This is a genomic window from Pseudomonas sp. FG-3G (assembly GCF_901007645.1).
Taxonomy (GTDB): domain Bacteria; phylum Pseudomonadota; class Gammaproteobacteria; order Pseudomonadales; family Pseudomonadaceae; genus Aquipseudomonas; species Aquipseudomonas rhizophila.
The window spans coordinates 68,407-81,125 of the sequence record NZ_CAAKGZ010000030.1; the positions used below are offsets into that span (position 1 = coordinate 68,407).

Here is a 12,719-nt window from a genome sequence, read left to right on the forward strand (position 1 = left end):
GCATCAAGAGACCGCAGTCTGATGACTTACGATCAAACCCTCACGGGCTTCATAAGCCAGCCGCACCGGCGCGAACGAGCGCCGATGGATCGGCGTTGGCCCAAGGCGCGCCAGCGCTTCCAGATGAACGGGCGTCGGGTAGCCCTTGTGGCCGCCGATGCCGTAGCCCGGGTAAATCAATTCAAAGGCGCTCATTTCCCGATCACGGCTGACCTTGGCCAGAATCGATGCCGCCGCAATGGCCGGCACCTTGCCGTCCCCCTGAACGACTGCTTCGGCGCGCATAGACAGCTTCGGACACCGATTGCCATCGATCATCGCCAGTTTCGGGGTGATGTGCAGGCCTTCCACGGCACGCTGCATCGCAAGCATGGTGGCGTGCAGGATATTCAGCTCGTCGATCTCTTCCACTTCAGCCCGGGCAATGCACCAGCTCAGGGCTTTCTCGCAGATTTCGTCGTAGAGCTTTTCGCGACGGGCTTCGGTGAGCTTCTTGGAGTCGTTGAGGCCCAGAATGGGCCGGTTTGGATCGAGAATCACCGCTGCCGTCACCACTGCGCCGCACAACGGACCACGACCGACCTCATCAACACCGGCCACCAGTTCTTCAACTTCAGCCACCAGATTGAAGTCCAGGCCCATCTGCAATTTCACGTTACTCATGGTTTGGCGCCGATCAGGGTCAATACTGCGTCGGCGGCCTGGTTGGAGGCATCGCGGCGCAAGGTACGGTGAATGTCATCAAAGCCCCGGGTCTGCTCCTGGCCACCGTCGATCAAGGGCGACAACGTACGGGCCAGCGCATCGGCGGTTGCCTCGTCCTGCAGCAATTCAGGCACCAGCAAGCGCTGGGCCAACAGATTGGGCAAGGAGATGTAAGGGCTCTTGACCATGCGTTTGAGGATCCAGAACGTCAACGGCGCCAGGCGATAGGCGACCACCATCGGGCGTTTGTACAGCAACGCCTCAAGGGTAGCAGTGCCGGAAGCAATCAACACGGCGTCACACGCAGCCAGTGCGAGATGAGAGCGGCCATCGAGCAATGTGACAGGCAGATCGCGCCCGGCCAGCAGCGCTTCAAGCTGAGCCCGTCGTTGCGGGCTGGCACAGGGCAGAACAAAACGCACGCCGGGACGCATTGCTCGCAGACGCTCGGCGGCGTCGAAGAACAAGCCTCCCAGGCGACTGACCTCGCCGCCACGGCTACCGGGCATCAAGGCCACCAGCGGGCCGTCGGGCAGGCCCAACGTCTGACGCGCCGCGTCACGATCCGCTTCCAGGGGAATGGTATCGGCCAGGGTATGGCCGACAAACCGTACCGGCACGCCCTTCTCTTCGTAGAATCGGGCTTCGAACGGCAGCAGCGTGAGCATCAGGTCGCAGCCTTCGCGGATTTTCAACACGCGCTTCTGCCGCCAGGCCCAGACCGAGGGGCTGACGTAATGCACCGTCTTGATACCGGCCTGACGCAACTTGAGTTCGATATTGAGAGTGAAATCCGGCGCATCGATGCCGATGAACACATCCGGTTTTTCGTCGATCAGTGTCGCGATCAGCTTCTTGCGGCGAGCCAGCAGTTCGCGCAGACGTCCGAGCACCTCAACCAGCCCCATCACCGACAGGCGTTCCATGGGGAAATATGACGCCAGCCCTTCGGCCTGCATCAAGGGGCCACCGACACCGATGAACTCCACTGCTGGGTGCTGCGCCTTGAGCGCGCGCATCAGACCGGCACCCAGAATGTCACCGGAAGCCTCTCCCGCCACCAGTGCTATACGCAAGTTAGCCATGGTTAGCGAGTGATGCCGCGAGTCGAGGACTGGATGGAGTCACGGAATATCGCGACTTCCGGGAACTGCGCCGAAGCCTCGGCCAGCTCGACAAGGGCCTGTTCGACGGTCAACCCCTGGCGGTACACAACCTTGTAGGCGCGCCGCAATGCCGTGATCGCCTCTTCGCTGAAACCACGACGGCGCATGCCTTCGAAATTCATACTGCGGGCTTCGGCCGGGTTACCGAACACAGTGACATAGGCCGGTACGTCCTTGCCGATGGCGGTGCCCATGCCCGAGAAGCTGTGGGCGCCGATATGACAATATTGATGGACCAAGGTGAAACCGGACAGGATCGCCCAGTCGTCCACATGCACGTGGCCAGCCAATGCGGTGTTGTTGACCAGGATGCAATGGTTGCCAATGACGCTGTCATGACCGATATGGGCGTAGGCCATGATCAGGTTATGGTTGCCCAGGGTCGTTTCGGAACGATCCTGAACGGTGCCACGGTGAATCGTCACGCCTTCGCGGATCACGTTGTGATCGCCAATGACCAGCCGGGTTTCTTCACCTTTGTACTTGAGATCGGGCGTGTCCTCGCCTACCGAAGAAAACTGGTAGATGCGGTTGTGCCGACCGATCCGGGTCGGACCCTTGAGAACTACATGGGGCCCGATCACCGTACCCTCGCCGATTTCCACACCTGGGCCGATGATCGACCATGGGCCGACCTCGACATCGGCGGCCAGGACTGCCGCCGGATCGATGATTGCGCGAGGGTCAATCAAACTCATAGTTTGCGTTCCGCACAGATGATTTCAGCGGAGCAGACTGGCTTGCCGTCGACCGAAGCCTGGCATTCGAACTTCCAGATCTGGCGCTTGCAACTGATGAATGTGGCTTCGAGGATCAGCTGATCGCCCGGGGTGACCGGCTGGCGAAAACGCAGCTTGTCGGAGCCCACGAAGTAGTAAAGCGTGCCGTCGGCAGGCTTCACGTCGAGCATTTTGAAACCAAGGATCCCGGCAGCCTGAGCCATTGCCTCGATGATCAGCACGCCGGGCATGATTGGATGCGCGGGAAAGTGACCATTGAAGAACGGTTCGTTGATGCTGACATTCTTGTAGGCGCGAATCCGCTTGCCTTCAACGTCAAGTTCCACCACCCGGTCCACCAGCAGGAACGGGTAACGGTGAGGCAGGTATTCGCGAATCTCGTTGATGTCCATCATTTCGGGGGGAAGCCTATGTAAAGATTGGAAGCGCACGATCGACGCGCGCCCCTCTAGCAAATCAAGGAGGCAGTCTAGCGGCTGTGCACACTTGATATGGAAATGGTATCAGCCATCTGATGAAGCATTACCGTCAGGGGTCACGTCCCCTACACGCTTTTCCAACTGACGCAAACGCCGCGCGATGTCATCGAGCTGGCGGATTCGGGCCGCGCTCTTGCGCCATTCGGCCGCCGGTTGCATCGCCGTGCCGGAAGAATAAGCACCCGGCTCGGTGATCGAATGGGTCACCATGGTCATTCCGGTGAGGAATACGTTGTCACAAATATCAATGTGCCCCACCAGCCCCACACCACCGGCGAGCATGCAATGCTTGCCGATCCGGGTGCTGCCGGAAATGCCTACGCAGGCGGCCATGGCGGTGTGATCACCGACCTGGACGTTGTGAGCGATCTGAATCTGGTTGTCGAGCTTGACGCCATTGCCGATGACCGTATCAGACAGGGCACCACGGTCGATCGCGGTGTTGACACCGATTTCCACGTCATCACCGATGGTCACGCCGCCGATCTGGGCGATCTTTTGCCAGATCCCCTTTTCCTTGGCAAAACCGAAACCTTCACCGCCCAGTACCGCGCCCGACTGGATCACCACCCGCTTTCCGATACGCACGTCGTGATACAACGTGACCCGCGGAGCAAGCCAGCCACCCTCACCGATCTCGCAGCGCGCACCGATGAAGCAATGGGCGCCCAGCGTGACGCCCGGGCCGACCCGGGCGGCGCTTTCAATGACGACAAAAGGACCGATGCTGGCCGTGGGATCAACCACCGCATCCGCCGCGATGACCGCGCTGGGATGAATGCCGGGGGCCGACTTGGGCTTGGGGTCGAACAGGTGGGAAATCCGCGCATACGCCAGATAGGGATCCGGCACGATCAGCGCATCGCCTGCAAACCCGTCGGCATCGGCAGGCTTGAGCAACAGCGCTGCGGCCCGGCTGTCGGCCAAGTATTTGCGATATTGAGGATTTGCCAGGAAGCTCAACTGAGCTGGGCCAGCCTCTTGTAAAGTGGCTAGCCCAGTGATGACCTTCTCCGGGTCGCCACGCAGGGTGGCGCCGAGGAACTCAGCCAGTTGGCCGAGCTTGATAATCGCTGTCATGGATTACTTCAGCTGATTCATGCGCTCGATAACCTGGCGCGTGATGTCGTACTGGGGTTTGACGTCAATCACTGCACCACGCTCGAACACCAGGTCAAAACCACCTTTCTTGATGACTTCTTCCACCGCCCGGTCGAGCTTTGGCTTGAGCTGCTTGAGCATCTCGCGGTCGGCAACGGCTTTCGCTTCGTTCAGCTCCTTGGACTGGAACTGGAAGTCACGAGCCTTTTGCTTGAACTCAAGCTCCAGACGCTCACGCTCGCCCTGGGCCATTTTGTCGCCACCGGAGACCAGACGATCCTGGATACCCTTGGCGCTGCTCTCCAGGCTCTTGAGCTTGGTCAGTTGCGGGCCGAACTTCTTCTCAGCATCCACGGCGTATTTCTTCGCCGCGTCGGATTCCAGCAGGGCCATCTGATAGTTCAGTACGGCAATCTTCATGTCGGCAAAAGCCGGACCTGCGACCATCAAGGTCGCCAGGAGAACCAATTGAGTCAACTTACGCACGATGTACTCCTACAAAATCCATTGTCGTTATCTTGGGTCAGACGCTTAGAACGTCTGGCCGAGGGAGAATTGGAACACTTGGGTTTCAGCGTCATCCGGTTTCTTGATCGGCATCGCCAGGGCGAAGCTCAATGGACCGAGCGCGGTGACCCAGGTCACACCCACGCCCACGGAACTTGCCATGTTGCTCAGGCTGATGTCGTTGCACTTGGTATTGGACCTGGTGCCGTCGGCGTTGGTGGTGTCCTCGCACGAAGAGTCGAATACGTTACCCACGTCCCAGAATACCGAGGTACGCAAGGAGCGCTGATCCTTGACGAACGGCATCGGGAACAACAGCTCGACACCGCCCTGGATCAGGACATTACCACCGAACGGCAGCGGATCCTGGTCCGGATCACGTATGGTTCCCGGGTTGGTGCCCTTGCTTGGCGTACTGCGCGGACCAAGGGTGCTGTCCTTGAAGCCACGGACCGAGTTGAAACCACCAGCATAGTAGTTCTCGTAGAACGGCAAGCCGTCGGTGGAACCATAACCGTCGCCATAACCCAGCTCAGTGTGCAGGCGCATGGTGTAATTATCAGACAGCGGCTGGAACAGTTGGCCACGATAGTCGAGCTTGAAGAACGAGAGGTCGCTGCCAGGGGTGGTAGTTTCCAATACCAGGCTCTGGGAACGACCACGGGTCGCCAGCACACCTTTGTTCAGGGTCGATTCGGACCAACCGACAGACGCCTTGAAGTTCAGGTACTTGTCGCCTTCCTTTTCAACGAAGTCAAAAATCTCGTCAACGGTATAACGCCCGGTGCTGATCTCGTCCTGCTGTGCGGTGAGACCGAACGTCAGACGCGAAGTCTCGCTGATTGGATAACCCACGTTTACGCCTGCACCCAGGCTGTCCACGGCATAGCTGGAGATGTCGGAGTCGAGCTCATCATAGTCAGTGGTGCGATAGAAGGCGTTGTAGCCCAGGCTCACACCGTCAGCAGTCCAGTAGGGGTCCACGAAACCGAAGTTGTAGCGGGTCTGGTATTCGCTGCGGGTCAAGCCAACGCTGACCCGGTTACCGGTACCCAGGAAGTTGTTCTGGGTGATCGAACCACCGAGGATCAGGCCGGCGCTCTGGGCGAAACCGACGCTGGCGGTGATCGAGCCGGACGCCTGCTCTTCAACGCTGTAGTTCACATCGACCTGGTCATCGACGCCCGGTACTGCCGGGGTCTCGACGTTGACTTCCTTGAAGAAGCCCAGGCGCTCCAGACGGGTCTTGGACTGGTCGATCAGGTAGGTCGACGCCCAGCCACCTTCCATCTGGCGCATTTCACGGCGCAGCACCTCATCTTCGGACTTGGTGTTGCCACGGAAGTTGATGCGGTTGACGTAGGCACGCTTGCCCGGATCCACGGCGAAGGTGATGTCGACGGTATGGTCTTCATCGTGCGGTTGCGGCACGCCGTTGACGTTGGCGAAGGTGTAGCCCTCGTTACCCAGACGACGGGTGATCAGTTCGGAAGTGGTGGTCATCAGCTTGCGCGAGAACACTTGGCCCTTCTGCACCAGCAGCAGCGAGGTGACCTGGTCTTCCGGCACCTTCAGGTCGCCGCTGAGCTTGACGTCACGAACGGTGTACTTGTCGCCTTCGTTGACGTTGACGGTGATGTAGACGTGCTTCTTGTCCGGGGTGATGGACACCTGGGTCGAAGCGATATCCATGTTGATATAGCCGCGGTCCAGGTAGTAGGAACGCAGACGTTCCAGGTCACCGGAGAGCTTTTCACGGGCGTACTTGTCGTCGTTCTTGAAGAACGACAGCCAGTTGGTGGTCTTGAGTTCGAACAGGTCGATCAGGTCTTCATCAGGGAAAACGGTGTTGCCCACCACGTTGATGTGCTGGATCGCCGCCACCGTGCCTTCATTGATGTTGACCTTCAGGCCTACGCGGTTGCGCGGCTGCGGCACCACTTCGGTGTCGACGGTGGCCGAGTAACGGCCCTGGGCAACGTACTGGCGTTGCAGCTCGTTACGAACACCTTCGAGGGTGGCGCGCTGGAAGATCTCGCCTTCGGCCAGACCGGACTGTTTGAGGCCCTTCATCAGGTCTTCAGTGGAGATCGCCTTGTTGCCTTCGATCTCGATACTGGCAACCGATGGACGCTCAACTACCGTGATGACCAGTACATTGCCATCACGACCCAGCTGGATATCCTGAAAGAAGCCGGTTTTGAACAGCGCGCGAGTGGATTCCACCAGACGCCGATCATCCGCCTGCTCGCCGACGTTTAACGGCAAGGCACCAAAGACACTACCCGCGGAGACCCGCTGGAGGCCATTGACGCGAATATCAGAGATAGTGAAGGACTCGGCGTGAACTTCGGCGATCATCAATACGGTGAGAACCGCAGTTAGCAGCAGACGTTTCATGAAGTCCTTTCTTATTCCAACTGGCAATAAACAAACTGCCGCAAAATGCGGCAGATTCGCAATTCAGCGAAGCGTTACAGACGACCCAGATCGTTGACCAAGGCAAGCAACATCACCCCGACCACCAAGCTGATACCGATCTGTATCCCCCAACCTTGCACCCTATCCGACAAGGGACGACCACGCGCCCACTCGATCAGATAAAACAACAAATGCCCCCCATCCAGTACCGGAATGGGCAGCAAATTCAGAACCCCCAGGCTAATGCTCAGATAAGCAAGGAAATTCAGGAAATCAGCGACGCCCGACTGGGCAGAAGCGCCCGCCACTTTAGCAATGGTTATCGGTCCACTCAAGTTTTTTACCGAGAGCTCGCCGAACAACATTTTCTTGAGCGAATCGAGGGTCAGGATGCTCATGGTCCAGGTACGACGCGCGCCCTCGCCAATCGCCGCCACAGGGCCGAAACTGACCTCGCGGATCATTTCCGGCGGCCAGTTGACAGCCTTGACGCCGGCACCCAGATAGCCGGTCGGCGCCTTGCTCTCGCCACGGGCGCCCAGGGTTACCGGGACGTCGATCGGCGCACCATCGCGCTCGACGCGCAGCACTATCTTGCTGTCCGGACGTACACGAACCGAATCGACCACCTGCTGCCAGTCACTGACCGGCAGGCCATCGAGCGCCAGCAGCCGATCACCGGTCTTCAGGCCTGCAGCCTGGGCCGGGCCTTTCGGGTCGAGTTCGGCGAGTATCGGCGGCAAGGCCGGACGCCATGGCTTGATCCCCAGGGAACGGATCGGATCCGGCTCGTCGGCGCCCTTGAGCCAGTTGTCCAGGATCAGTTCGCGAGGCGAATCCACCGTGGAACCCTGCTCGCGCACCATCAATTGCAACGAACCGCTCTCACCCAGGCGACGCACCAGTTGCAGGTTGACCGCCGCCCAGCCCGATGTCGGCTCCCCATCGATGGCAACGATTTCCTGCCCGACACCCAGCCCGGCACGGGCGGCGACGCTGCCGGCCTCCACCCCACCGATGACCGGCCGTACCTGCTCGCTGCCCAGCATGGCCAGGGCCCAGAAAAAAACCATGGCCAGCAAAAAGTTGGCTATCGGCCCCGCCGCCACGATGGCAATACGCTGACGGACGGTCTTGCGATTGAAGGATTGGTCGACCTGATCGGCCGGCACTTCACCTTCGCGCTCGTCGAGCATCTTCACGTAGCCGCCCAGCGGAATGGCGGCCACAACGAATTCGGTGCCCTTTTTGTCATGCCAGCGCAGCAGCGGCATGCCGAAACCGACGGAAAAACGCAGAACCTTGACGCCACAGCGCCGCGCGACCCAGAAATGACCGAATTCGTGAAAAGTGACCAACACCCCCAATGCAACCAGGGTGCCGACAATCATATAGAGCGCGCTCATCTGTTTTCTCCGCAATCCTGCCCAGGACAACCCTGGCTAACGTACCGCAGCCTCAACGCCCGTGGCGCTTCAACCATTGGCCCGCCAGCTCACGAGCCCTGGCGTCCGCCGTGAATACCGCATCGAGGTCATCGAGCGAAACCACAGCCTCGAGGTTCAAGACCTCCTCGATGATACTCGCGATCTCGAGGTAACGGACACGTCCGTCGAGAAACGCTGCAACCGCCACTTCATTGGCAGCATTGAGCATGGCCGGAGCACTGTTGCCTGCCTCAGCCGCTTGTCGCGCCAGACGCAGGCATGGAAAGCGCTGCTCATCAGGCGCCTGGAAATCCAGGCGGGCAATGGCGAACAGGTCCAGCGGCGCCACGCCCGAATCAATCCGCGCAGGCCAGGCCAGCGCATTGGCGATCGGAGTACGCATATCCGGGTTGCCCAATTGAGCCAGCACCGAACCGTCTATGTAATCCACCAGGGAGTGAATCACGCTCTGCGGGTGAATCACCACTTCCACCTGGGACGGCTTGGCATCGAACAACCAGCAGGCCTCGATCAGTTCCAGGCCCTTGTTCATCATGCTGGCCGAATCCACGGAAATCTTGCGCCCCATGGACCAGTTCGGGTGAGCACAAGCCTGCTCGGGTGAAACATGCACCAACTCTTCCAGCGGAGTCTGCCGGAACGGACCGCCGGAAGCCGTCAGTAAAATCCGCCGGACCCCCACTGCGCCCAGGCCGAGGGAAAAGTCCTGCGGCATGCATTGAAAAATCGCATTGTGCTCGCTGTCGATGGGCAGCAGCACCGAACCGCTTTTGCGCACGGCCTGCATGAACAGCGCGCCGGACATGACCAGTGCTTCTTTATTGGCCAGCAGGATTTTCTTGCCTGCCTCTACCGCCGCCAGCGTTGGACGCAAACCCGCCGCGCCGACAATCGCCGCCATCACCGCGTCGACTTCAGGATCGGAGGCGACCTGACACAACCCTTCCTCCCCCACCAGGACACGGGTAGGCAAGCCCGCCGCGCGCAAGTCGTCCTGCAAGGCGCGGGCAACGCCAGCCTCAGGCACCACGGCGAAACGCGGGGTATGGCGTATGCACAGCGCCAGCAGCTCACTCAAGCGAGTAAAACCACTGAGGGCAAATACCTGATAGCGCTCCGGGTGACGGCCGATGACATCAAGCGTACTCAGGCCGATCGAACCGGTAGCACCCAGGACGGTAATTTGTTGAGGGCGACTCACGATGCCGCCATCCATAGCAGCACGGCAAAGATCGGAATCGCAGCGGTCAGGCTGTCGATGCGATCCAGCACGCCACCATGGCCGGGCAGCAGATTACTGCTGTCCTTGATGCCGGACTGACGCTTGAACATGCTTTCGGTCAGGTCGCCGACCACCGATACAAATACGATGAGAGCAGCCCCAAACAGGCCCATCAGCAACTGCCCGGCACTCCACTCCCGCACGACGCCGACCACCGCTGTGATCACCAGGCTCAAGGCCAGGCCTCCATAGACCCCTTCCCAGCTCTTGCCGGGACTGACCTTGGGAGCAAGCTTGCGCTTGCCAAACGCCCGTCCGGAGAAATAGGCACCGACATCCGCCCCCCAGACCAACACCATCACAGCCATGATCTGCCAATTGCCCAACGGGCCTTGCTTGATCCAGATCAGCCCTTGCCAGGCCGGCAGCAGGATAAGCAGGCCAATCACCAGCTTCGCGGCAGCACCTGCCCAATGATGCGTGGTCCGCGGATAGGTCAACACCAGGAAGGTCGCCGTGGCCCACCACAATACCGCTGCCCCCAGAACCCAGGGCGCGATACCCGGCACCAGGTACATGACGAACAGCATCGCCGCCACGGCCACGGCATAGGCCACGCGCGCAGACTGCGCCGGGAAGCCCGCCAAGCGCGCCCACTCCCATGCCCCCAAGGTCACGACCAACCCGATGAACAGCGCGAAACTGGCACCTTCAAGCAGGAAAAATCCACCCAGGGCGATGGGCAACAGGATCAGAGCGGTGATGATTCGTTGTTTAAGCATTAAACCCGGGCTCCAGCTTCGATCTGCTCGCTCGTTTTACCGAAACGACGCTGACGGGAAGCGAAATCGGCCAGCGCCGTGCGCATGGCTTCGTGTTTGAAGTCCGGCCAGAACAGGTCGGAGAAATACAGCTCGGCGTAAGCCAGCTGCCAGAGCAGGAAGTTACTGATGCGATGCTCGCCACCGGTACGAATGCACAGGTCCGGCAACGGCAAGTCGCCAGTGGCCAGACAGGTCTGCAGCAGCTCAGGCGTGATGTCTTCCGGCCGCAGATGCCCGGCCTGGACCTCCCGCGCCAGCCGCTGGGCTGCCTGGGCGATGTCCCATTGGCCGCCATAGTTGGCGGCAATTTGCAGGACGAACCGATTGGCACCCGCCGTGGCGGCCTCGGCTTCGCGCATCGCAGCCTGCAACTCGGGATGAAAGCGCGAGCGGTCACCAATGATGCGCAGGCTGATGCTGTTGTCGTTGAGGCGCTTGGCCTCACGCCGCAGAGCCTTGAGGAACAGATCCATCAAGGCGCTGACTTCATCGGCCGGACGCTGCCAGTTCTCGCTGGAGAAGGCGAACAGGGTCAGCACCTCGACCCCGGCCTCGGCACACACCTCGATGACCGCGCGAACTGCATCGACCCCCGCCTTGTGCCCGGCCACGCCAGGCATAAAGCGCTTCTTGGCCCAGCGATTATTGCCATCCATGATGATCGCCACGTGACGCGGAATCGCAAACGGCACGGCCTGTTTGGTCTTTTCCATGAAAACGAGACCCTTATACGGCCATCAGGTCTTTTTCTTTCTGCGCCAAATCCGCATCGATCTTAGCCACGTACTTCTTGGTCAGATCATCAATCTCGCCAGCGGCGCGACGCTCTTCGTCTTCACTGATTTCCTTTTCCTTGACCAGATCCTTGAGCTGGCTGTTGGCATCACGACGGATGTTGCGCACGGCAACGCGAGCGTCTTCAGCCACATCACGGGCCTGCTTGGTGAAGCCCTTACGGGTTTCCTCGGTCAGGGCCGGCATGGAAATCAGCAGCAACTCACCCAGGTTGGTCGGGTTCAGGTTCAGGCCGGCACTGCCGATGGCCTTGTCGACCGCGCCCAGCATGTTGCGCTCAAAGGCAACGACTTGCAGGGTCCGGGCATCCTTGACGGTGATGTTGGCCACTTGCTTGATCGGCGTATCAGCGCCGTAGTACGGCACCATCACGCCTTCGAGAATGCTTGGGTGCGCCTGGCCGGTACGGATGCGACCGAAGTTGTGTGCCAGCGATTCCACGGATTTCTGCATGCGCTCTTGAGCGTCTTTCTTGATTTCGTTGATCATTGTTGTACTTCCTCGATCAGTGTTCCTTCGGCGCCGCCATGCACGATATTCAGCAGGGCGCCGGGCTTGTTCATGTTAAAGACGCGCAGCGGCATCTTGTGGTCGCGACACAGACAGATAGCCGTCAGGTCCATGACACCCAGCTTGCGATCCAGTACTTCATCGTAGGTCAGATGATCGAACTTCTCGGCATGCGGATCTTTGAACGGGTCAGCGGTATAGACGCCATCGACCTTGGTTGCCTTGAGCACGACATCGGCATCGATCTCGATCGCTCGCAGGCAGGCGGCCGAATCCGTGGTGAAGAACGGATTACCGGTGCCGGCGGCAAAAATCACCACTTCCTTGGCATTGAGGTGGCGCATGGCTTTGCGGCGGTCGTAGTGATCGGTCACGCCGACCATGGAAATGGCCGACATTACGATGGCCGAGATATTGGCACGCTCCAGCGCATCGCGCATAGCCAGGGCGTTCATCACAGTGGCCAGCATGCCCATGTGGTCGCCCGTAACCCGATCCATGCCGGCCGCGCTCAGCGCTGCGCCGCGGAACAGGTTGCCGCCGCCGATGACCAGGCCGACCTGAACGCCAATTCCGACCAACTGGCCGACTTCCAGCGCCATGCGATCCAGCACTTTCGGATCGATCCCGAACTCTTCCGAGCCCATCAGGGCCTCGCCGCTAAGCTTGAGTAGAATGCGTTTATAGCGAGCCTGATAACCACTGCCCTGCTGAGCCATTGCGAATCTCTCCTGCGGCGTATTTTCGAAAATTCTTTCAGGCTGTTTGCAGCCTGCGTTCACTCTAGCTTGACGCTGACAC

Annotated in this window: 13 protein-coding genes; all 13 read right to left on the minus strand. The window is 59.9% G+C overall.

Annotated elements, in window-relative coordinates:
• Positions 1-3 precede the first annotated feature (3 nt).
• On the minus strand, positions 4-648 hold the full coding sequence (gene rnhB, locus PSEUDOMOFG3G_RS21085) for a ribonuclease HII (RefSeq protein WP_160891751.1): 645 nt from the start codon (positions 646-648) through the stop codon (positions 4-6).
• 11 nt (positions 649-659) lie between these two features.
• The gene (gene lpxB, locus PSEUDOMOFG3G_RS21090; protein WP_139051054.1) at positions 660-1,790 is read right to left on the minus strand and encodes a lipid-A-disaccharide synthase; all 1,131 of its coding nucleotides are present in this window, start codon (positions 1,788-1,790) and stop codon (positions 660-662) included.
• Positions 1,791-1,792: 2 nt separating this feature from the next.
• Complete coding sequence (gene lpxA / locus PSEUDOMOFG3G_RS21095; protein WP_047227570.1) at positions 1,793-2,569, minus strand: acyl-ACP--UDP-N-acetylglucosamine O-acyltransferase; 777 nt, start codon at positions 2,567-2,569, stop codon at positions 1,793-1,795.
• Entirely contained in the window at positions 2,566-3,006 is a 441-nt protein-coding gene (gene fabZ, locus PSEUDOMOFG3G_RS21100; RefSeq protein WP_047227569.1) for a 3-hydroxyacyl-ACP dehydratase FabZ, read from the minus strand. The genes lpxA and fabZ overlap by 4 nt, the downstream gene beginning before the upstream one ends.
• Before the next feature lie 108 nt (positions 3,007-3,114).
• The gene (lpxD, locus tag PSEUDOMOFG3G_RS21105; protein ID WP_139051055.1) at positions 3,115-4,170 is read right to left on the minus strand and encodes a UDP-3-O-(3-hydroxymyristoyl)glucosamine N-acyltransferase; all 1,056 of its coding nucleotides are present in this window, start codon (positions 4,168-4,170) and stop codon (positions 3,115-3,117) included.
• Between the two features lie 3 nt (positions 4,171-4,173).
• Positions 4,174-4,677 (minus strand): OmpH family outer membrane protein, encoded by a 504-nt coding sequence (locus PSEUDOMOFG3G_RS21110; protein ID WP_047227567.1) that lies wholly within the window; start codon positions 4,675-4,677, stop codon positions 4,174-4,176.
• Positions 4,678-4,722: 45 nt separating this feature from the next.
• On the minus strand, positions 4,723-7,098 hold the full coding sequence (gene bamA, locus PSEUDOMOFG3G_RS21115) for an outer membrane protein assembly factor BamA (RefSeq protein WP_139051056.1): 2,376 nt from the start codon (positions 7,096-7,098) through the stop codon (positions 4,723-4,725).
• A gap of 74 nt (positions 7,099-7,172) precedes the next feature.
• Positions 7,173-8,525, minus strand: coding sequence for an RIP metalloprotease RseP (gene rseP / locus PSEUDOMOFG3G_RS21120; protein WP_139051057.1), 1,353 nt, complete (start codon positions 8,523-8,525; stop codon positions 7,173-7,175).
• A 52-nt stretch (positions 8,526-8,577) separates the two neighbouring features.
• Positions 8,578-9,768: a 1-deoxy-D-xylulose-5-phosphate reductoisomerase gene (gene ispC / locus PSEUDOMOFG3G_RS21125; protein WP_139051058.1), complete on the minus strand. Its 1,191-nt coding sequence runs from the start codon at positions 9,766-9,768 to the stop codon at positions 8,578-8,580.
• Positions 9,765-10,571, minus strand: coding sequence for a phosphatidate cytidylyltransferase (locus PSEUDOMOFG3G_RS21130; RefSeq protein WP_047227564.1), 807 nt, complete (start codon positions 10,569-10,571; stop codon positions 9,765-9,767). Before PSEUDOMOFG3G_RS21130 ends, ispC begins: the two co-directional genes overlap by 4 nt.
• Positions 10,571-11,326, minus strand: coding sequence for a polyprenyl diphosphate synthase (gene uppS / locus PSEUDOMOFG3G_RS21135; protein ID WP_047227563.1), 756 nt, complete (start codon positions 11,324-11,326; stop codon positions 10,571-10,573). The genes PSEUDOMOFG3G_RS21130 and uppS overlap by 1 nt, the downstream gene beginning before the upstream one ends.
• Before the next feature lie 13 nt (positions 11,327-11,339).
• Positions 11,340-11,897 (minus strand): ribosome recycling factor, encoded by a 558-nt coding sequence (gene frr, locus PSEUDOMOFG3G_RS21140; protein ID WP_047227562.1) that lies wholly within the window; start codon positions 11,895-11,897, stop codon positions 11,340-11,342.
• Entirely contained in the window at positions 11,894-12,637 is a 744-nt protein-coding gene (gene pyrH, locus PSEUDOMOFG3G_RS21145; protein ID WP_024779012.1) for a UMP kinase, read from the minus strand. The genes frr and pyrH overlap by 4 nt, the downstream gene beginning before the upstream one ends.
• Positions 12,638-12,719 lie beyond the last annotated feature (82 nt).

Excerpts from the sequence above, each read along its gene's own strand:
- bamA (WP_139051056.1), bottom strand. The coding sequence starts at position 7,098 with ATGAAACGTCTGCTGCTAACTGCGGTTCTCACCGTATTGATGATCGCC.
- fabZ (WP_047227569.1), bottom strand. The coding sequence starts at position 3,006 with ATGATGGACATCAACGAGATTCGCGAATACCTGCCTCACCGTTACCCG.
- lpxD (WP_139051055.1), bottom strand. The coding sequence starts at position 4,170 with ATGACAGCGATTATCAAGCTCGGCCAACTGGCTGAGTTCCTCGGCGCC.
- pyrH (WP_024779012.1), bottom strand. The coding sequence starts at position 12,637 with ATGGCTCAGCAGGGCAGTGGTTATCAGGCTCGCTATAAACGCATTCTA.
- rseP (WP_139051057.1), bottom strand. The coding sequence starts at position 8,525 with ATGAGCGCGCTCTATATGATTGTCGGCACCCTGGTTGCATTGGGGGTG.
- lpxA (WP_047227570.1), bottom strand. The coding sequence starts at position 2,569 with ATGAGTTTGATTGACCCTCGCGCAATCATCGATCCGGCGGCAGTCCTG.
- lpxB (WP_139051054.1), bottom strand. The coding sequence starts at position 1,790 with ATGGCTAACTTGCGTATAGCACTGGTGGCGGGAGAGGCTTCCGGTGAC.
- frr (WP_047227562.1), bottom strand. The coding sequence starts at position 11,897 with ATGATCAACGAAATCAAGAAAGACGCTCAAGAGCGCATGCAGAAATCC.
- uppS (WP_047227563.1), bottom strand. The coding sequence starts at position 11,326 with ATGGAAAAGACCAAACAGGCCGTGCCGTTTGCGATTCCGCGTCACGTG.
- PSEUDOMOFG3G_RS21130 (WP_047227564.1), bottom strand. The coding sequence starts at position 10,571 with ATGCTTAAACAACGAATCATCACCGCTCTGATCCTGTTGCCCATCGCC.